The 20,979-nt window shown below is 41.3% G+C and carries 18 protein-coding genes; all 18 read right to left on the bottom strand.

Features of this window, described 5'->3' with window-relative positions; genetic code table 11:
• Window positions 1-92: 92 nt before the first annotated feature.
• The 18 genes from ABV001_RS09705 to ABV001_RS09620 all read right to left on the bottom strand — a co-directional run bounded on the left by ABV001_RS09705 (window position 93) and on the right by ABV001_RS09620 (window position 20,955).
• Window positions 93-2,696, bottom strand: a complete 2,604-nt coding sequence (locus ABV001_RS09705; RefSeq protein WP_352422618.1) for a carboxypeptidase-like regulatory domain-containing protein — start codon at window positions 2,694-2,696, stop codon at window positions 93-95.
• A gap of 6 nt (window positions 2,697-2,702) precedes the next feature.
• A complete protein-coding gene (locus tag ABV001_RS09700) occupies window positions 2,703-3,551 on the bottom strand; it encodes a GLPGLI family protein (protein ID WP_352422617.1) in 849 nt (282 codons plus the stop codon).
• Between the two features lie 4 nt (window positions 3,552-3,555).
• On the bottom strand, window positions 3,556-4,416 hold the full coding sequence (locus ABV001_RS09695; RefSeq protein ID WP_352422616.1) for a GLPGLI family protein: 861 nt from the start codon (window positions 4,414-4,416) through the stop codon (window positions 3,556-3,558).
• A gap of 77 nt (window positions 4,417-4,493) precedes the next feature.
• On the bottom strand, window positions 4,494-4,703 hold the full coding sequence (locus tag ABV001_RS09690; protein WP_352422615.1) for a TIGR04149 family rSAM-modified RiPP: 210 nt from the start codon (window positions 4,701-4,703) through the stop codon (window positions 4,494-4,496).
• 207 nt (window positions 4,704-4,910) lie between these two features.
• On the bottom strand, window positions 4,911-5,759 hold the full coding sequence (locus ABV001_RS09685) for a GLPGLI family protein (protein ID WP_352422614.1): 849 nt from the start codon (window positions 5,757-5,759) through the stop codon (window positions 4,911-4,913).
• A gap of 60 nt (window positions 5,760-5,819) precedes the next feature.
• A complete protein-coding gene (locus ABV001_RS09680) occupies window positions 5,820-6,011 on the bottom strand; it encodes a hypothetical protein (protein WP_352422613.1) in 192 nt (63 codons plus the stop codon).
• Window positions 6,012-6,444: 433 nt separating this feature from the next.
• Complete coding sequence (locus ABV001_RS09675) at window positions 6,445-7,596, bottom strand: 6-bladed beta-propeller (RefSeq protein ID WP_352422612.1); 1,152 nt, start codon at window positions 7,594-7,596, stop codon at window positions 6,445-6,447.
• Window positions 7,597-7,603: 7 nt separating this feature from the next.
• Complete coding sequence (locus tag ABV001_RS09670) at window positions 7,604-9,886, bottom strand: alpha-1,2-fucosyltransferase (protein ID WP_352422611.1); 2,283 nt, start codon at window positions 9,884-9,886, stop codon at window positions 7,604-7,606.
• 5 nt (window positions 9,887-9,891) lie between these two features.
• A complete protein-coding gene (locus tag ABV001_RS09665) occupies window positions 9,892-10,674 on the bottom strand; it encodes a galactosyltransferase-related protein (RefSeq protein WP_352422610.1) in 783 nt (260 codons plus the stop codon).
• Window positions 10,665-11,360 (bottom strand): lanthionine synthetase LanC family protein, encoded by a 696-nt coding sequence (locus ABV001_RS09660; RefSeq protein ID WP_352422609.1) that lies wholly within the window; start codon window positions 11,358-11,360, stop codon window positions 10,665-10,667. Before ABV001_RS09660 ends, ABV001_RS09665 begins: the two co-directional genes overlap by 10 nt.
• Window positions 11,353-12,774 (bottom strand): HlyD family secretion protein, encoded by a 1,422-nt coding sequence (locus ABV001_RS09655; RefSeq protein ID WP_352422608.1) that lies wholly within the window; start codon window positions 12,772-12,774, stop codon window positions 11,353-11,355. Before ABV001_RS09655 ends, ABV001_RS09660 begins: the two co-directional genes overlap by 8 nt.
• Before the next feature lie 7 nt (window positions 12,775-12,781).
• Window positions 12,782-14,992 carry a peptidase domain-containing ABC transporter gene (locus ABV001_RS09650; protein ID WP_352422607.1) on the bottom strand — a complete coding sequence of 737 codons (2,211 nt, stop codon included), beginning with the start codon at window positions 14,990-14,992 and terminating at the stop codon, window positions 12,782-12,784.
• Complete coding sequence (locus tag ABV001_RS09645) at window positions 14,992-16,236, bottom strand: glycosyltransferase (RefSeq protein ID WP_352422606.1); 1,245 nt, start codon at window positions 16,234-16,236, stop codon at window positions 14,992-14,994. The genes ABV001_RS09650 and ABV001_RS09645 overlap by 1 nt, the downstream gene beginning before the upstream one ends.
• The gene (locus tag ABV001_RS09640; protein WP_352422605.1) at window positions 16,233-16,928 is read right to left on the bottom strand and encodes a lanthionine synthetase LanC family protein; all 696 of its coding nucleotides are present in this window, start codon (window positions 16,926-16,928) and stop codon (window positions 16,233-16,235) included. The genes ABV001_RS09645 and ABV001_RS09640 overlap by 4 nt, the downstream gene beginning before the upstream one ends.
• 12 nt (window positions 16,929-16,940) lie before the next feature.
• Window positions 16,941-17,291 carry a hypothetical protein gene (locus tag ABV001_RS09635; protein WP_352422604.1) on the bottom strand — a complete coding sequence of 117 codons (351 nt, stop codon included), beginning with the start codon at window positions 17,289-17,291 and terminating at the stop codon, window positions 16,941-16,943.
• A gap of 65 nt (window positions 17,292-17,356) precedes the next feature.
• A complete protein-coding gene (locus ABV001_RS09630) occupies window positions 17,357-18,718 on the bottom strand; it encodes a TlpA family protein disulfide reductase (RefSeq protein WP_352422603.1) in 1,362 nt (453 codons plus the stop codon).
• Between the two features lie 426 nt (window positions 18,719-19,144).
• Entirely contained in the window at window positions 19,145-20,695 is a 1,551-nt protein-coding gene (locus tag ABV001_RS09625; RefSeq protein WP_352422602.1) for a vitamin K epoxide reductase family protein, read from the bottom strand.
• Between the two features lie 80 nt (window positions 20,696-20,775).
• On the bottom strand, window positions 20,776-20,955 hold the full coding sequence (locus tag ABV001_RS09620) for a hypothetical protein (RefSeq protein WP_352422601.1): 180 nt from the start codon (window positions 20,953-20,955) through the stop codon (window positions 20,776-20,778).
• Window positions 20,956-20,979 lie beyond the last annotated feature (24 nt).

Raw genomic sequence — 20,979 nt, 5'->3', positions numbered from 1 at the left:
GGGAAGATAGCCCTAAGGTGTTTACTTAAAATTTTTTTCGTGTCCACTTTTCGCGTCCGGTACAGAAAGATTGAGGGGGAATGGAATCCACCTCAGAATCTAAAAAAGACACCCGCCATCACATTCCGTGGACGGATAGTATACTCCCGGCTCATTGCGGTAAGCCCATCATACACAGTGTAGGCATACACGTTTTGATTGAAAATATTCTTTATAGACAAGTTAAACTCCCACCCACTCTTAAAGCTATAAGTGAATTCGGCGTCAGCCAGGAACAGATGCTTGGAAACATCTGTTGTTATTTCATTGTAATAATGCTCACCCGTGAGTTGCAGATACCACTTCCTGCTTGGTGTGATGTTACACGAAAACTGTTGAGACAGGTTTTTATATGAAGTTCGCATACCCGTATCCCTCATTTTCAGCCAATTTTGCGAAAACGTGACTTCGTATGCCACATTGCACCATTTGGCGATGCGGCTCGTGAGCTTGGGCGCAATTTCCCAACTGTCGGACGAATAGGGTGTTTCTTTTTCGTTCTGGAACATTGAACCGTTAAAAGCGGAATAGGATGAACGCACGGAAAAAATACCGTTTAGGGCGTCCACGCCTTTGCTGATATTGGCATACGCCATCCACATATCGGAACGGTTATCCCGGGAGATATAGGTGTTTAACAGATATTCGTCCAGAAAATAACGGTTGGAAACGCGCGGCGCATAGTTCCACGACCGTGTTATGGCAGCATTCGCAAAAAGAACTTTCAGTGGATTCCGGTAGTTTACGTTTAAACTTACGGTCTTACTGTTTCCCGACTTGTAATCGATAAATCCACGCGACAGGTTACGGTAGTTGTTCAAAATAAGTCCTTCATAAAAGGATTGCTCCTGCAACGGGCTTTGGGCATATCTGCCCGATAGCGATGCCGATAAACGCGACGTGAAATGGTAACGCATATATAACCGTGGCGAAAGGAATAGTTTTTCATTGTTGTGTTTTTTGTTGGTCATCCTGTCCGTATAACGATACGAGACAAACGAAACGGGCATATCGAATTTGGCTTCAAAACCGCTTTTCCTGTATTCCATTTCGGGCGAAACGTACAGGTTCATGTAACGCATTGCCACATCGTTGTTGAGCTTGCCAAGCGTATCGGCAACGCCCGTGAGTCCAGTTTCCAGAGAACGGACAACGCCAATGACCCCCAACTTCATCGAAACGGTGAAGGGATTCAGATAAAACGAGAGCGCCGTGTGGGTGTTCGTGTAAAACGCGGAAGATTGGACGGTTTGATGTTGATTGCCGTTTTCCCGGATAACCGTAAGATGTTGCGGTTTTGCCTGATACAGGTTAAACGAATTCAGTGTGTAGGCTTTTCTTCCCGAACGTTTGAGAATCTCAAAGTCGTTGGAAACCTGCCGGTGCGGGACAGAGGCTGTCTGTGTGTTGGGAAAGGTTCCCGTGATGCGCATATCGATGTCGTTCCAGCGCAAATCGGCAAACAGCTTGTTCTTGAAATAATAGTCCGGTGTATTTGCCGTAAGCGTGATGTCGCCCGACAGGCGGTTTTCTTTACCAGTGGCGTGTTCCGCCAGTTCGGTGACGATGGTGGAATCAGGCAGAAAAAAGGATGTCATGGTGGTGCTTTCCCACGTTTGCCGGTGATTCGTGTATGTCACTTGCGATGTGAGGTCGAAGTTCTTTCCCAGCGACCACAGGTTGTTGGTTGTGAACAGGTGTGTGTTGTTAAACCGGCTTCGGTGGCCATCGATTTCACGTAAGGCGGTGGGCGAGACCGAAAGGTACTCTTGCAGCCTGTAATTTTTCCCGAATTGCGAAATAATATCGTCGATGGAAAACGACATTGTTTCGCGCATCAAGTCGTTTCCTGTATTGTTGGTTTTGTAGGTGTTCAACGTTTGAGATGATTTTTTAAAGCGCATTACAGTAAGTTCGGCGTTCCATAGAAAAGGCTCAAATCCCGCTCCCGCTTTCACGGTTCCCACCCAGCGGGCTTTGGCATCTTCTTTGAGACGGATGTTTATTCCGGGATTTTGCGAAAACGAGATATCCTCCAACGCTTTTATAGGTTGGTGGTTTTCCATCACCTCCACGCTGCCCACATCCTGTTGGTGGATATTGCTGGTGGCAATACCGTATCGTCCGCCCAGCATGTCTTTACCCTCGATATAGAATTTATTGATGGATATGCCGTTGTATTTGATGGCGCCGCTCTTCTCCACTTCCATACCGGGCATCTTTTTCAGCACATCGGCGAGGGACTTGTCCTGCGCGTCGGCAAAGCTGGAAACGACGTAGGTGATGGTATCGCCGCGCTGGTGGATGCCTGGTGCTTTCACGATGACTTCTTTCAGTTCGGTGGCCTGTTCCGAAAGCTGCATGTCGTAAACCGTTTGGCCGGCTGCAAGCGGAATGGTCTGCACGGCATATCCCATCATCGAGAAATGCAACACGTGGTTTTCAGGAAAAGCGGGAAGGTGTATCTCGAACGTTCCGCCGGGCGATGTTTGCGCGAATTTCACTATTTTGTTTTCACCCGCGGGGCGGAGGGTTACCAATACGCCGGGCATCGGTTCGCGGGAAACCTTATCGGTTACGGTGCCCGATAATTGGGTCGTTTGCGCCGTTATAATGATAGCGAAACAAAAAAAGAGGGTAAATAATACAATTCGCATAATCGGTTATTTGTAATCCCGTTCGATTAAGTCCCGGTATACCGGTTTGTTATTACCGGACGGGACACCCGTTTCCGCCTCCATGATAGCTCCCATGTTGGTTAACTGGTTCATTTCCAATTTCAACAATTCACGTCGGTCTATTTCCCTGAATTTGCCTTTTGACAATGAAAATTCCGAAAAAACAATGGGTTCCCGGGTTACGGCTTCCAAACCCACCATCCAGAAATGGTACTGCTTACCCACATCATAGGCTTCCAGAATAAGGCCGGGCAAGCCGCCTAATTTCCAGGGGCCGTCGCTTACGGGAATATCGGGCGAAAACCATGCCGTCCAATGCCGACCCCGAAAATCACACTCGGCTTTTTGGCACTCGTAGCCCAGAATAGTTTTCATACTGTCGGCTATTTGCCAATGCTGGGCGTTAAGCGTGTCCTGATAAATGAGGTGATCGTTTCCGATTCCGTCAGTAACGGTCATTTTCCCTGACGGATTGTTTTTGTAAACAAATGTTCTTGAACCGTTATGTGGAAAACTGTTCATCCATTTAGTTCTGTCTCCGCTATTCTTCAACACCTCCAATGATTTATTGAACATCTCTTGCCATACTTGTTTCCCATCGGGAGTTCTGCGAAGAGAATCCATTTGAAATGTGTAATAGCTATACCATTTCGAGATATTCTTCCCGATTTGCAATATGAACAAATCGTTGTAAGTGCCCACATCCAACGTGTCTTTTAAATAGGTGTGTTGGTATTGACATTTCAGATGGGCATAATCCACTATCTTTTCCTGAGAAAAAACCACTTGCGCTAAAATAAGTGGTAAAAAAAATAAAATCAAAGCTCTTTTCATAACTTTAGGGTGTCAAGTGATCGCGTTCTAAAAAATCGTATAATAATCTGCGGGGACTCCTTTGGACATACTTTAATGGTATCCCTTTTTTTAGGGCTTCCTGGATTAACTCCAGTTCTTCGGCGGGAGCTCCCGTCATGAATTTTTGCAGTGTGTAATTATATATTTTTCTTTCGGTTTTCATTTCCTGATTATCCTCAAACTTATATAAAATAACAGGGGAAACAGGTTTTTCATCAATACGCGTGGCGGTATAATGATAATCCATTTTTGAATCGTAGGCTTCCAATATCAATCCGGGAAGCCCGTTCAATTTCCAAGGCCCGTTTTTTATTGGAATATCAACGGCAAACCAGGTAATCCAATGTCGACCCCGGAATTCACACTCCGCTTTTTTACAATCGTATCCGAGAATCTGCTTCGTGGAATCCCGGACAATCCATTCCTGGGGGATATAATTTTCTTCGTAAAAAAAGTTGACATGGATGAAATCTTTTGCATAGATTGTCATTTTTCCTTCGGGATAGTTCTTATACAGGTAATCCTTGGTCGTTCTGGCACCGAATACCCGCGATGGATCAGGTGACATGAGGGCCTCCAGGGAAAGATCCTGGGCGATTTTAATGCCTTCCGGATCGGCCCATAGGGAGTCGTGATAAAAAGTGTACCTGCTAAAAAACTGGCTTGTGGTTCTTCCAACACGGAGTACCATATCGTCTTCCACCAGATCTGATTTACGGACGGTATCTTTCTGCATAACGAGCTTGTAGTGGCATTCCAAAACGGATTCGTCGAGTTTTTCATTTTGCGAAAAAGCACCCAAACCAAATAAGAATAAAAAGCATAAAATGCTGATCTGTTTCATTTCGAGTGATTTTAAATATTACCGGAGGAGTTTATCCCCCGGCAATATGATTTGTTCAAGTTATCTGTATGTTACTTTCAATGTGAACAATGCCCTTCCCAGTAACCTGCCCATTCATCCCATTGGGCAGAAGTTGCCGTTTCATAATATGTATTTGCCCACTCTTGCAAACTATCACAATAGGACCTTCCTCCTTTTATGTTCTTCATTTCTTGTTTATTTAACTTTGTTGCACCTTTCAATATAACATTGATATTCTTCATTTTATTGAGTGTTTTTTGTTCCATCTTGAATGGAAAAGTTATACATTAGTGAGACTTCATTTTTTGAGACTATGTGTTGTTTTGCTTTCCGGGCGAGGGAAGGCTTTTTATTGCGCCAAATATAACCGCTTTTTTTCAGAAAAAACCTAACCGGCGCCTAATATCATCTAATCATTCTTAACGAAATCATCTAACTATAAGTTCGCCATATCCCTCAAACCTCATAAACGTCTATCTGTAATCCCGTTCAATAAATTCATAATTGGTTTTCCTCTCTCGCGGTATTGACGGTTTTCCATCACTTAGATCAATACCTGTAGCGGCTTCCATATCCCGGTTAGGATCGTTACTTTCTCTTAATTTTCGGGCAGATCTTAAGAATGTAATCCGATCCGTTTCGATAAACTTCTTTTCATCAAAATTATAAAAAGTAACCGGGGTCAAATATGTTTGCCTCATGCCGACTGCCATATAGTGATAGTCCTTGTGCGCATCATAGGCTTCCAGAATCAGGCCTGGAAGGCCGTTGAATTTCCACGGTCCTTCACTTATGGGAATATCGGGAGTAAACCATACGGTCCAGTGTCTACCCCTAAAATAACACTCCGCTTTCTGGCAAGAGTAATCCAATATCTGTTTCACGGAATCGGTCATTTGCCACGCTTGCGGTACATAATCCTCTTCGTATCGAAAAAAATCAACCAACAACTGGTCGGTTGTGGTGACTTTTCCATCCGGATAATTTTTATAGAGGTAATCGCCCTTTGTTTTGCTTCCAGGCATGCTATCATAGTTGCGCTGACGGATCGCCTGCACCATTAATTGGCCCCATAGCTTTTTCCCTTCAGGATCGGTTGCCAGCGAATCTCCATAAAAACGATTATAATTAAAAAACTGGCTTATCCTTTTGCCGATACGCAGAATGGTCAAATCCTCCCTCTGTTGGTTACGGGTTAAAGTGTCGAGTTGCATAGAGAAACTGTATTGGACTTCCAATATGGCAGGCTCAAGAGGTTGTTGCTTTTGGGCAAAACAAATCATTACACAATTACAGAAGATAAATAATAGTTTTCCTTTCATTTTTATTGATCTATCTATAAAGTCCTAGCGAGAGGATATCCTCTCGCTAGGACTTTATAACTAATTGATACAATGTGAAGACCATGCATGATCCCATGCATCCCATTGAGCAGAAGTCCATTCGTTAATAGCGTAATCATCTCTTGCTATTGTTTGCAAAGTATCGCAATATGATGCCCCGCCTTTCACGTTCTTCATTTCTTGTTTGTTCAACTTTGTTGCACCTTTCAATATAACATTAATATTCTTCATTTTATTGAGTGTTTTTATTCCATCTTGAATGGAAAAGTTATACATTAGTTACGTTCCCTTTTTTTACAGTTTGAACCACTGCTATATTTTCCACACCGTTACTCTTCTTCGCGGATATGGAGGCATTTCCTGTTTTTCAATCACGTTGAGAATGAAAATTACCCTAATTTATTATTATCTTTGCCTGCCTTTCTTCGTTTTTAGTGAAACTTCATTTTTTGAGACTATTTGTTGTTTTGCTTTCCTGGCGAGGGAAGGCTTTTGTGTGCGCCAAATATAATCACCATTTTTCTAAAAGCTCCTCATCGGCACCTCATTTCACCTAATCAAACTAAACAAAATCACCTAACTAAAAGTAAAACTTAGCAAGGGTAGGTTTTATTGTTGATTTTTGAACATTTTCCATTCCGGCATGAGAAACTCTTGATCCATCTCAAATCTTTCTATACTTTATCAACATGATTACCGAATTTGAGTCTTCATCCATTCCGGCAGCAATTTCTTGTAATTTGCCCTTTGACTCACCATTCTCATAAAGCTCAACAAGTTGACTGGCTTCTAAGACTTGGAAAGCAGCAATTTCCCTATTTAGCGGATTCGAAATCATATCTACTTTCTGTTTCTTCAAATAATCTCCGTTGAGCACGGTAACTCTGAATAGCGCATTCTCTTGCTTGTCGTACATTAAATCAGTCGTAGTAAACCATCCTTCTTCAGGATCCAATTTCATTTCTATAGTTTGCATGAAATAAAAACGGTCTGTAAGAATTCCCATGGTAAGGAATACTTCAGGATTTGTGGTGGACGGAGTTTTCACAAGAAATGGGATCAACTTATTCTCTTTGGATAGATAGTTATAGATGGTATCGGATGACACTTCAACGAGTAACCAGTTATTTTGATATGGAATTATTGAGGAAATGTCTGAAAAAATAGCACCTCCTTCAACTCGTAATATAGGTAGCTTTATTTTATCATAAGCAATTGGAATATCCCGGGTAATACTCCCATCCTGTTTTGATATGATCGCATGATAAGGTTGAATGCCTTTATTCTTCCCTTGATCGTAACGAATCAGGTTTTGTCTGTCGTAACTGAAGATATCCAATTGTTCATTACCCTCGCCATGCGCAAGATCTCTTTTAAAAATACCGAACAAATCATACACGAATATCTTTTGAGAGGTATTACAATTGACAAAAATTTCATTGTTGTCTTCATCCAGGACAATACCATCGAGATGAACATACTCTTCAGCGCCCTGCCCTCTTCTATTTATCTTCCGTATTCCTTTACCGGTCTTTCTGTCGAAAATAAAAAGATCCCCATCGTCGATCTGGTTTCTCACCAATATATATTCGCGACCTATCGACATCACCTTACCTTGGGTAACAAATTCTTCGGTTGTCTCCAAAGGAATGTACTCTACATCAAAAAAGTCTTGAAGGATTAGTTCTTTCCTCGGATAGTTGGCTGTAACATCCACTGTAATCAATGCGTCCTTCCGGTTATCGGATTGTTTACATCCTTCCATTCCTGCAGCCAGTAACAGGATAATTGTAAAAATTGAAGTTTCTTTTTTCATTTTTAGTTTAAGATATATTACTTGGGAGGTCCACAGATAAAAGATTATTTATCAAACCGATTCTAAAGGTCTTACTATCTAAATGCTTCAATATAAAATACTCTATATCTTCTTTAAGAACCTCCATATCTCGCAAATTCAATAAAGACTTCAGAATTCCCGTATGATTACCTGTTTCTTCCTTCGGAAGTGACTCCAATTTATATATTATTTGTTTGCATGCCTTTAAAAACAACTCCATTATTTCGTGGTTTTGAATTGAGATATTATATCTTATCCTGCTTGTCAAATAAGTCATTATGTTGAAAATTATCGGCAATGGGAACTCTTCTACCTTATTGATATAACCCAATATATGGTCATCGATATCACTTAAAACCTCATTGGGATCACCTTCCACAAATTTCTCTTCAATAAGATACTGAACACCGTAAGCAATACCTAACAACCCGTTCTTATCGAAATCGAAAGGATGATTAATCGAAATAGCATCAGAGACACTTTCAAACAGATCTTCTGCTATGGAGCTATAGCGATCGTCTTGTAAGATACGGGAAATATGGAAAAAATAGATAGATGCCCCCATTTTACCTCCGCGGAGTCCCGGATAATTATTCATATCGCCTTTTAACAAAAGTCTGGTCGCTATCTTCTGATGAAAACTACAATCAATATCCGGTTTTATTTTTATCCAGATATCAGGAAATAAATCCGGCACATCCACCCCATTGAACCATGTTTCCGGTGCAATCACAATTTTATCGGGATCAGGATTCAGCCAGGCTCCCCACCATGCAAAAGTACTGTTTGAAATGATATTGTGTTTACACTGCGACATAAGGTACATATCCTGCCAGCCGGAATTCTCTTCTTCAGAATCTACGACAATCCCGTTCTCAAAATGAAAATTGTATCTCACCCACCCGGGATCATCCGAGAAAATATAAAAAACGGGGGATTTCATGCCCAATTCTTTCAATTTCTCCATCGCCTGAGAATAGTAGTTTGTTATTGACAAGTTAGCGAAGATAAGGCTGTTTATCGTACTCAGATAATCTCCTCGGCGAATATGGATCCCGACCGAATTTGTATCTCTAATCCGCTTTAGATAGGAGGACGAGCACGCACTCAAGCGTTTCTCATCAAATTGGAACAGCAGTCTCAACTCTGCCGCATTACTCTCTGCATACTGAAAGCACTGCCAATATCCCTCATAGATTCTAACCGGATTCTGATGTTCTTCCAATTCCTGAAAGACTGAGTTATTTTGTTCTCTTACCTTGAAAACCGGAACGGTTCTGATCCTATTTTTTAATTCTTCCGTCAGGAAAATGTCTTTATTAATATTTGTAAAATGATGTGCCAATTCAAGTCCGTTATGGCATGTATTATAATCGTAGAATGATGTATCAATCAAAAACTCACCTTCATCATTGAACTTGTTCCTGAGATAGAGGTAAAAAGAATAGATAAACATCTGGTTCCCTAATCCTCCCCACATGGAAATAATAGCTAATTTTTTCAATCCGGTATCTGCGGTGAATAAAAAGGAATAGTCAAAATATTTATTTCTAATTTCATATATCTTTTCTTCCCCGAAAAAGGTGGTTTTATCGATTAATTCGGCTTTATATTTCCCCGAATAGGTTGATTGAGGATAATAGGCATATTCGTCATTAAGTATATGTGGTTTCTTGTTGATAAGATATTTGTTCAGATAGGATTCGTCATGAAATTTAGCTACTACTCCCTTTTTCAAGTCCTCCTCAATTCTCTCGACCGCCCACCGGTTAAACTCCATGATCTCTCGATGACATCCGCCAAAAAAGCCTCCCTGATAGTATCTTTCTCCTTCTCCTTCGGCTATACAGGCATGACATTCCGGGTTGCGGTCGTAAGGATACATATCCGGATCTTTACACAAATATTCATCGAAGGATAATGCTGTGAATGCAAAATCACTTGATGATGACACAACCTCTTTACTATAAATAGGTGACAAGAAACGGAAATTGCCATTTAAGAAGAAAATATAATCATATAGAACCAACCGATTCTTGATGGACAACATAAATCTCGATTTACTCGAAACATTGGCTACAAAACCCTCATCCGCTACTTTATAAACTGTAACATTCGGATAGTTTAACCCTGACAACCGTTCCGAGTCGGTAAATATTTCATATCCTTTTTCTGCATCCACACAAAAAAAGGCTTGACAGGAAGGGTAAAAAATATCCCAGAATTTTTCATACTCTCCAATAGCGATGTAGATAATTCCTATTTTCATTTCTTTTATTCTTTCTTTGTCCACGCCCATGAAGACACATATCCCAGTAATTCGGACTTGTTCATGCTACATACTTTGATTAATTCTCTCACATTATGCACATCCCTTTCATCATGTCCGAAGGTCGAGTTAACACCTCTCGGATGATGTAAATGAAAAACAGGCCCCTGCACCCGCTGAACAAACTCTTGAAGGATCTCCATCCGTTTAAGACGTTCCACATCTTCAGGTCCCCAGCCATAAAAATTCTCATTCTCTCCTCCGGCTTCCAGGTAACGCAATTTATTTACAATAAACACACCTCCCACTGATGGACGACCCATTTTGAGCGCTTCTATATCCTGCCGGGTATTATCTTCTAAAAAAGAGGTAATATCTTTTCTTACCTTATCTCTTTGCTCTGAATCCAAAAATATAAAAGTTCCATCATACGGGTAACAGAGGGTGACTCCATTATTGACGATATTTACCGCATCTCTTATTTGTCTTGTATCCAAGATAACATCCGTATCCCATACACCTACAATATCTGTTTCCGACATTCTAAGCAAATCATTCAGATATCGTGTCCTATGAAAAATCGGATCAATATCCTCTATAAAAAGACACTTAACTCTTTCATCGCATTCAGTATACATATATTGCTGTTTACTGTCGGCTTCCAGGACAATAATAGCAGCATGGGTATTTGTCAATAAATAAGACAAAACAGTATCTAAATTATCTTTCCGTTCCATAGAGTCTATGCGAACCGGTATAACGATAGTCAATTCTGCGGTTATATCCATGGTTTCAATATGATTAAAGAGGGAATACCCAATAATACATAATGATCATGTAGATCACAGTTGCCCTTTATCATTTTTTCCAAACAAAAGGAAGTCAGTTTCTCCACCTTATAATTAAAAACTTCCAGTTTCCATAATCGGCACAACAGAAAATAGGTATTCATATAGTCTATTTCACAACCAGTACTTGAGAGAAGTTCCTCCAACCAATCAATCAAATAGATAAGGTATTCTTTTAATTTTAGAGTTGCCAGGCCTTCTTCTTCTTCAGACTTATTCCTTAAACGGCAATAGATATAGTATCCAATTCCACCAACACCTTTTCCAAAGTCAAGGGAATCCATTAATCTCATATCTATTATATTCCTTGTAAGCAGATCAATTTCCAGAAGGATATCATCGCTGTTTCCTTCTACAAATCGTTTATGTAGGAGATATTCCAATCCGCATCCAATACCCAATAATCCCTCTGCAAAGTCATAAGATATCTGATTGGAAATCTTATTGTACACCTCATCGACTAAATCGTTCGCTTGTCTTTCATACTCTTTTTTTTGCGTTATTCGAGAAAGATGAAAGAGGGTTATGGCTATTCCCATCTTCCCGTTCCATAATCCGAGTTCATCAGATAATCTCCTATTAAGCAATGCGTCTGCAAAGGGTTGTAAAAAAGAAAACTTATTCATAATCAACAGGATTGTTACGTCTTTGGTCTCTCAACAGTTTTTTTACCGGCATAAAAAAGCGTTCTATCAATCTGAGGTCTTCTGTTATGATATCGGCAGTACCTGTCATTTCCCGGGATACGGGGAGTTTCTTGCCATAGTTGGTTTCCATACCTCCCGGAAAATCCACTTCCACCACGTAAAGTCCTTCGGCCGTTGGTACATTGGAAATAGAGGAAACTTTCCCGATCAAATACCCGAACTCCTGATCGGGGAAATTATTAATACGCACATTTACCCGTTGTCCCTCCCTTACTTTCCCGGCTCCCTGTACGGGCAACATCGCTTTGCCCTTGGGACTTTCCTGTCCCGTCGGGATAACCGTAAAGACCGTTTCTCCCACGCTCACATTTTGGTTGTTGCTCCAAATCCCCATCCGGTTCACAATACCATCGATAGGGCTAACCATCAGGTAGTCGTGTTCCCATGCTCTTATCTGGGCGTTGAGCGCCTCCGTTGCATTGTGCAGTGACAGCCGATACTTACTTTCCAGTTCCGTGGACTGTTGCTGCAGGTCGAGCAAACTCTCCTCCCCCTGCATCAGTTGTAATTCCGACTGTTTCAAGGAGGCGGTAAAGGAGAGGTAAGACTGCTTACTTTGCAGGAAACTATTCTTCGACACCTCATATTCGTTTCCGGAAATGACACTTTTAGCAAAGAGTACCGAATCCCGGTTAAAAATACTTCGGGTGGTCTGATACTGCTCGCGCACCACCGGGATCTGCTCCATGATCCGGTCATGGTATTCCTGTCGTGCTGCTAGTTGTTCCTTTTGTGATGCAATTTTTTGCGGATAATAATTCAACTCCCGGTAATTCCTGTAATCGTTCAAACTGTTCAAGAATGAAGCATAGGCTGTCTGTATGCTCCCCAGGCTCGCCGGCCGGGAAGGAAATAGCAGTGGTGTTTCCTCCGGATGATAACCGGAGATTTTCCAATTCTCCATACTCTTTAAGAGTGAAAGCATATCAGCCGTGTTGGCCGGGTTCTGAATTACGGCCAATGGTTCTCCATGTACTACTTCCTGACCATTCTCCGCATATATTTGATCGATTTTTCCCGTGGAACGGGCTATTACGCTTACCGGCGGCTCCTGGGAGGTCACCGTGATTTCCGCCTGAATCGTATCTGGATATTTAAAGAACCAACTGCCTATCAACAATAGCAGGATAATAACGAAGAGCAGGGTGATTCCACGACGTAGAATCCAAGGAGGTATTTGACTCATCACCTCTTGTACCTCCTCGCTCCTGAGTTCAATCGGTTTCCCTCTTAGATTTTGCTCACGCTCGGCAGAGACTAAACTTTGTTTGGACTCTGCGCTCACTAAATCGCAAAATTCAATCGGTTTATATTTCTTTTCTTCCTTATCCATCCTTGCCCTATTTACCTAATTCCAGTTGATTTTTCACCAGTTCATAGTACTTTCCCTTCAGGAGTGTAAGTTCTTCATGCGTACCCTCCTCCACGATCCTACCCTGATCTAGAACTATGATCTTGTCAGCATCCCGGACTGTACTTAACCGGTGTGCGACCACAATAACTGTTCTCCCTTTATAAAATTCATGCAAGTGCTTCATGATCTCCTTCTCGTTATTGGCATCCAGCGCATTGGTCGCCTCATCAAGAAAGATAAATTCCGGATTCTTGTACACGGCACGTGCGATCAGGATTCGTTGTCGCTGTCCCTGGCTGATCCCATTGCCCTCCATACCTATTTTGGTATTATATCCCATCGGAAGAGAATCGATAAAGTCTCGGATATTGGCTACCGTCACGGCGTGACGCAATTTTTCTATATCTATATGCTCATCTCCCACGGCAATGTTCTGAGCAATGGTTTCCGAGAAGATAAAACCGTCCTGCATTACCGAACCCGATTTGCTGCGCCACAGGTGGGGATTGATCACATTCAGGGGTATCTCCCCCACTTTGATCACTCCCCTGTTCGGCTCATAAAAGCCCAGCAGCAGTTTTATCAAGGTGGTCTTGCCACTACCACTGGCACCCACCAAGGCGGTCACCTTCTCCTGCGGTATGGTCAGATTTATATTTTCCAGCACATAGTCTCGGTCAGCCCCGTCATAACTGAAAGAAAGGTTTTCAATAGTAATATCACGACGGTCGGGTAACACCGTCAGTTTATTGGCTATTGCCTCTTCCTCGTCTTCCTTGCCATGCACCTCTTTTAACCGCTCCAAGCTAATCTGTGCATCCTGAAATGTGTGTGCAAACCCGATAAATTGCTCCACCGGTGAGGAGAGCTGCCCGATGATATAGGTTAGTGCCATCATCATCCCCAAAGTCATCTGCCCATCCACCACAGCTTTGGCGGCAATAAACGAGACAATGATGTTGGTGGTCTGGCTGAAGAATACCGACCCTACTTGCTGCAACTGCTCCAACGCCATTCCCTTGATGCTTATCCTGAACAGTTTCACCTGGATACGTTCCCATTGCCACCGTTTCTGTTTCTCGCAGTTGTTGAGTTTGATCTCCTGCATGCCGGTAATAAGCTGGATGATGTTGCTCTGTTCTCCGGCGGACTGGGCAAACCGCTTATGGTCGAGTTCACGGCGGTATTTCATAAAAGACAGGATCCATACCACATAGAGTACATTACCGAGAAGGAAAATCCCAAGAATAGCTAAATTGTAATAACCAAGTACGAATGCGAATATGAAAAAATTAACAAAGGAGAAGAGTGTACTGATGGAATTACCGGTTAGGAACGACTCTATACGCCCATGGTCACCGATGCGCTGCATGATGTCGCCCGTCATCTTCGTATCGAAATAACGTAAAGGGAGTTTCATCAGTTTGGCAAGGAAATCGGAGATCAGGGCGATATTGATCCTGGTATTCATGTGCAATAGTATCCAGCTACGGATAAATTCTACTGACAAGCGGGCTACGAAGATGACCAATTGTGCCACCAGTATTAGTGTGATAAAGCCGAGGTTCCCGTCACGAATACCGATATCCACCAGCGACTGGGTAAGGAAAGGGAAGATCAGTTGCAGGATGCTTATCACCACCATTCCGAGCACAAGTTGCCCGAGCTGGCTCCTGTAAGGTACAAGGTAACGCAGGAAATAGCGGAGGCTGCGGTTCCTGTTCTCCTTCTCGTCTTCACCGTCGAAGAATTCCGGGCCGGGTTGCAGGAGCAGTACCGCCCCCCTGTCCTCCTCTTCCCTTTTCGTACTCAGCCAGCACTTCTTGAAATCAGCCTCGTCGTATTCAGCCAGTCCCAATGCAGGATCCGCCACATGGATACGGTGGCCGGCCTTCCTGTCTTTCCTTATGTCGTGTACCACCACAAAATGGTTCTGTTTCCAGTGTACGATGCAGGGCAAAGGGGCTTCTTCCGCGAGTTGTTCGAATGGGATCAACACCCCTGATGTGCGGAACCCGATATGCTCGGCCGCATCGCTTATCCCCAGCATCGATACACCTTCACGGGTGATAAAGGAATATTCCCGTAGGGTCTGAAGACTATAATGCTTCCCATAATGCCTTGCGATCATGCGCAGGCAGGTGGGGCCGCAATCCATGGCGTCCAGTTGGGTATATGTCGGGAATGAAGTTTTCATTATAAAGACCGTATCAGTTCATTGTATTTCTGTTTCATATGCCGTATATGATATTTTTCCTCATAAGTCTTTCTGGCATTTACACCTAATCTCTGGCAAAGACCGGGTGAACTTAGTAATTCCAGGATGGCATTCGCCAGATTGTTTCTGTATTCTTCCGGATACTTCCGGTTCCCGATCCTTGCAATTCTTGCATTCCCGTTATCCCGGAACATGTTTCTTATTCCCAATCCGTCGGAAGCTATGATCGGCAAGCCATACATCATCATTTCAATTCCTACAAAACTACATTGCTCATAATAGGAACAAATTACTCCCATATCTGCAATGGATAGCCAATTGTAGGTACTGTCCCTGTCCAATAATCCGGTAAAAGTGATTGAAGTTGCTAATGGGGAAGCAGCTTGTATGAGTTCTCGAAATGACTGCTCATTGGAATCACCGATAATCACAAACCTAACATTCTTATTTATCTTCACTACAAGTTTCATCGCCTCTATTAGGTCGAATATCCCCTTCTGTCTGGTTGGGCGTCCAACTGCGACCAGGATTTTTTCATCACTCCTGATATTTAATAAAATCCTCTGTTCTTCAATACACTTCTCTGCTTTCTGTATCTTCCCGATGGGATGCAATCCGTTCGGAATAAATGAAATTTTCTCCCATTCCAACTTATAGACAGACCGTAGAATATGTCGGGAATCCTCGCACAAACATACGGTCCTGTCCGCAAGGGCATACATACCTTTTTCTTCCTTATAATAGGAGACAACAGGATCCAACATGCCTGCCTCCGTTTCTTCTTCTCTAGAAGAGATCTCCCCGAGCAGCACCTTGAACTCTTCCAGATCTCCCATAAAGCGGCTCGTCCAACCGAAGTCATGTATCGTAAAAATAGTTTTGGACAGGGGAAAATAAACTTTTAGTGATTGTAGCAGCTCCTCGCACGGGGAATGATTCACCAGGAAGACATTGTCGGGATCATCCTTGATATGCAATCTCAAGAATTTGTCCATCACATGCACCTGACGCAAAAAATGGCCTTTCATCCCCGGAAAGAGGAATTTCCTGATTGCACCGTCTTCTACCATATTGAACTCCTCCGTGTCCGCATTGAAAATGATCAGGCAGACGTTGTATGCCGGAGATTCCAGACAGTACAGTAATTCCCTGAGATAGGTGCCGATTCCGTTCTTCTGGGAACTAGTGTATTCATCGAAAATATAGATATTTCTCGTTTTCATGATATGGTTTTTAGTAATTTTCCGGCCAATCCATCCTTTATGCCTAACGGGGAAGAAACTATATTATCCGACAACTTGGCAACATCGGGAGAAATAAAATTAGTAAGGGAACTGTTGTAATCATGAATTGTGCGAGTGCTATAAAACTTCAAATAGATATCCAATAGGGAGGCTATCGGGGTATTCCGTATCCGGTCTTTTAAATTCATGCCGATATCAAAGAGGTCGGATAGGTATTTGTCGTCAAAGGGTAGTTCCGTATTCTGATTGGAAGCTCCCTGCAGATGATATATGACATAATGAAGCAGGCCTTCCATACCCGTATCCAGCGTAGTATCTATAATCCTTCTGGGGTCTACCTCCATGATCTTCCGGTCAATTTCCTCGCAGACCTCCACACTTTCACCTTCAACAAAACCATGCTGTATCAGGTACTCTATCCCCCAACCGATACCGGAAAGCCCGGAGCCAAATGAGAAGGTCAGATTTTTATCTATTTTCTCCATGATATTGTCCAGCAGGCAAGTTGATACCTCAAGATATATTTCGTTGCCTGTATACCTGGAGTATTCCGAAAACGTCAAGGCAATACCCATCTGCCCATGGAAAAGTCCAATATCCGGCATAAAATAAGTATTCAATATCAAATGATGGGTTGTTCGTTCGATTTCTCCAAATTCTAATTTTGTCATATCGCATTCATTTCAAAAAATCTTAAACCTTACTTTTAACAGCGCTTCTGCCGGACGTAGACGGTATACCGAAGAATAGCTACTGATATCGTTATAGGAATAGGTCACGAATTGACGGGTATTAAAGATATTTGTCCAGTCGAGCATCCAGTCCACGTTTTTCATCCTGTAACGGGCTCCCAGGTTTCCAAACATTCCGAAATAGGCCTGATCGCTGTTCCCTTCAAACGGAGGCATGTTGGGTTGATATTCCTTCTTTTCGATTATGAAAGGAATATTTAGATGATAATTTTCCAGCCCTTCTGTACACTTTTTGATACCTCCATACCAGTTTTCTGGTACTACAAGCTTGGATGCAGCCATAGGACCCGAATCTGTCAAAGTAGAACTAATAAAGTAGACTTATTATTACGGTCTACGAGATAATACTATTTTCCAAATATCTCCTTATAATATTCCAAATGCTCCTCCAAGGGAGATTTGCCATGTAAATTAATAATAGAGGCCTCCTTATTGAAAAAGATATATCGTGGAATTAAGCCGACTTTGAGATAATCAATAAGAGGGGAATTGGAAAGATCTTTTATCCTAAACTGTAGATCGGTTATCCCTAACTCTATCGAAGTTGTGGCCCATTTATCTCTACTCTGGTCTATTGAGATATAGATATAGGCTATATCATTTTGGGACAGGAACTCTTTTATTTCCGCAGACTTTCTGATATCATTGATACAGGGACCGCACCAGCTCGCCCAAAAATCTAGAATGAACGGTTTACCTTTATACTGGTCCAGCAAGGAATGGAATGTCAGACTATCGAAGTCCACCGTTTCAATGTGGCTATTGATTAAAACAGAGTCAGGAATCTGTACAAGACTTTTCTTGAAATAATTCTTGGCTTCTTCTATATAATCCACATAGTCACTCCGCACAAATTTTCTTGCAAAAGAATCGGCATACTTCAAAAACTCTCCACTGTCCACTTGGTCTCCATCGGCATAAATTCCCAGCATCAAGCTCAGCAGGTATTCCTTTGTGTCACCGGTAAAATGTTGGTCAATATGCTTTTTCATTTCAGCCAGATCATATTTTTGGATATCCCTGAACCATTTTATATAAAGGGGAGATGCAGCCATGAGCAGACGGGAGTTATAATCACCCCTTATGTTTCCATCCATATAATGATTCGGGAAACTGTTTACTCCTTGATATAAGGGTAACAGCAGACAAAAAGTATACTCACAGTCATTTTTTGCATCAAAAAATGATTTAAAATCTTCTGTCGCTGTTTTTTCATTGAAGAAATTATGGAAGTATATCCTTTTCTTTTCAATCCATTTGTTCACTGCTTCTTTGTGTTCCGATAAATCTGTTCCGGATTTATAAAATGGAGCCTGGTTTTCTTTTTGCCATCGCCTTTCTTCACTATAATAATTATACTGGCTATCCGTTATTTTATTCTTCCCATTGAATTGCAGATAATCATCAGGACTCGATTTGGAGACACAAATGGTATCCTCCACACTCAAATAAACTTCTTGGAACTCACTTTGCGGTATCCCAACAAGAATAACTACCGCCTCAAAAATAGTGAGGGAATAATACTTTCCATCCCCGGACCGGTCTATTGTTAATTCTTTTTCGGTGTAAAAATCATTCGGTAAAAATTTATTCTTTGCTCGAAATGAAATCTTATCCACCAGATTACTGTCCACGGCAAACACAACTTGTTGTTGTCCGTAAGAAAGGGTAGTAAAAAGAACGAATGTAAAGAGGATCAAATTTTTCATAATAAACTATTATATCTTAACTAAAGAAAGAGGTACGTGAAAATTCAAAGAAAGATTAAAGATAATAGAAATCCTCAGATTTTCACATACCTCTTCTATACGAGATTGAGCAAATCTTAATTTAAACAACTTGATCCACCTGCTCCGTTGCAATTCTGTTTACCTCCATGGCCTTCACATGCATTAGAGGAACTGCAACTTGTTACTGAATGTACAGTGCCGTCTATACAATGTAGAGAACAATTACCAGAACCACCACTCCCACCATGAATGGTTTTCATTTCAGTGTCTTCCAATACTACTGCATTCTGCAGTTTGATCTTACCTAACTTCTTCATAGATCATTATTTTTTTAAGTTTCTACTTGCAGCAATATTTCACTACACTTACCTTACCTGGTGCTGCCCCATAACAAGGTCAGTTTTCTTAAATTTCTATATTCTTAAAGTAACGAATATCTTCAACTTTAAAATTATCCGGCAATTTGTACCCATTTACCAAAATGGTAGGTGTTGCCCTCAATCCCGATTGCTCTTTCCATCTTTCATGCATGTCAAATTCAGTCATCACTTCTTGAGCATTCGTATTTACAGGATAGCTTTTAAAGAATTCCTCTTTATTGAGTTTTCCACTTTCGAACCATTGATCATAAATATTCTTGGCTTCCCCGTTTTTTTGAAGAAAAGCTCCTAAAAGATATTTGTTCGATATTTTCAACTCCTCGTTAAACGAGGAAAAAATATATTGCACACAAACGTTTGCGTTCCTTTTCAATAATTCATTGATGCGTTGATGCATTTTGGAACAAGGATTACAATGGGGGTTCGAGAAAACCGTAATCAGCAAGTTTGCATCGGGGTTCCCGAATAAAATTTGAGAGGTGCTTTTTGACACTTCATAACGGGATTGTCTCATTAGTAGAGTCTTAAATACATCTTCATCCGATTTTATACTGTTTATTTCATATTGGATACTCTCCACAGTTGAACTGCGTGCTATCATAGGAACAGCCATATTAATCGTTAAAATCGAAATGACATAGATACCTCCAACGACTAATAGGCTGTAGATGCTGATCGACGAAAAATCGATATATCCAAAACCTGCACCGGTGATGAATATTCCCCAAAGAGTCAACATAACTCCCAAACACAAAGGACACCACTGTTTTGCCTTGAATTTCTGATACCACACACTCCAAAAGGTGTAGGGTAAGCAAAAGACATTGACAAGCAACATGAGTGGAAGAAACGATGGCAAAAAACAAAGAATCAGCATATTCGAAATGAAATACCCGAAACCCACCTCACTCCAACCTATCACTCCAAAAAATTTTGCCTCATTCGATTCCAAAATACTGTTACAATCATTATACTTGAATAATGAACACAATTTATCGGCATACCTATTTTGCACATGCAATTGTTTTAGGACTAACAAATAGCTGAGATACAACCCAATTGCGTTAATCATCAATAGCAACACAATTCCCCAATGGAGGTAACTTCCATTAGAAATGAAGGACAGGGACAATAAACAGACAAGCAACGAGAAAATAGTTACTTTTCTTAGTTTACTGAATAACTCTTTCCTAAAATGTATTTTGTAATCCGGCTCTTTTGAAATAGTGTTGGCCTCTGCAACGAGAGTATATCCCGTCCACATTGTAAAAAATTCATCCAAAGGAATCTTTAGTTTTCTATTGTCTGCAATATATTGAATTTGATCTCCTGTTAATTTTTCGACGATAGCAAAGTCATTCCCGGTATGGACAATAAAAGGAGGCTCCAATGAACGAATCTCATTCTTATCCGATATCTTCACACCTACGTTTTCAATACCATAATCAGACAACATGGAGGATAACCCAAACAGATTATACTTATGTGGGTGTTCATTGAAATACTTATTGGAAAATGTATGCGTATATTTCACACCCAATAAATCCAGAAATGTTGAGAAGATATTACTTTTCATAAATTGCGATACACTCAGCACTATTGATTATTTTTACACATCAAAGACCAACAATGAGATTTTTACATGCTTGAATAGAATTAAATCACACTTTCCGGAATCAAAATATGCTCTCCGTTCTTACCAATTCTTATCCTGTATTCAACCCCTTCAATAATAACCGTTATATACTCATCCTCCTTTTCACCTTCTTTAATCAGAGTTAATTCTTCTGTTGGTATTTGTTGAAACCAGTTGAGTGTGTAATGTTTCTTTTTCATTTGTTTCTATTTTATCAGATTAAT

It is taken from the genome of Proteiniphilum sp. (assembly GCF_040307845.1).
Classification (GTDB): domain Bacteria; phylum Bacteroidota; class Bacteroidia; order Bacteroidales; family Dysgonomonadaceae; genus Proteiniphilum.
Note: the sequence above shows the minus strand (reverse complement) of the source record. Positions and strands in the feature narration are given on the sequence as shown.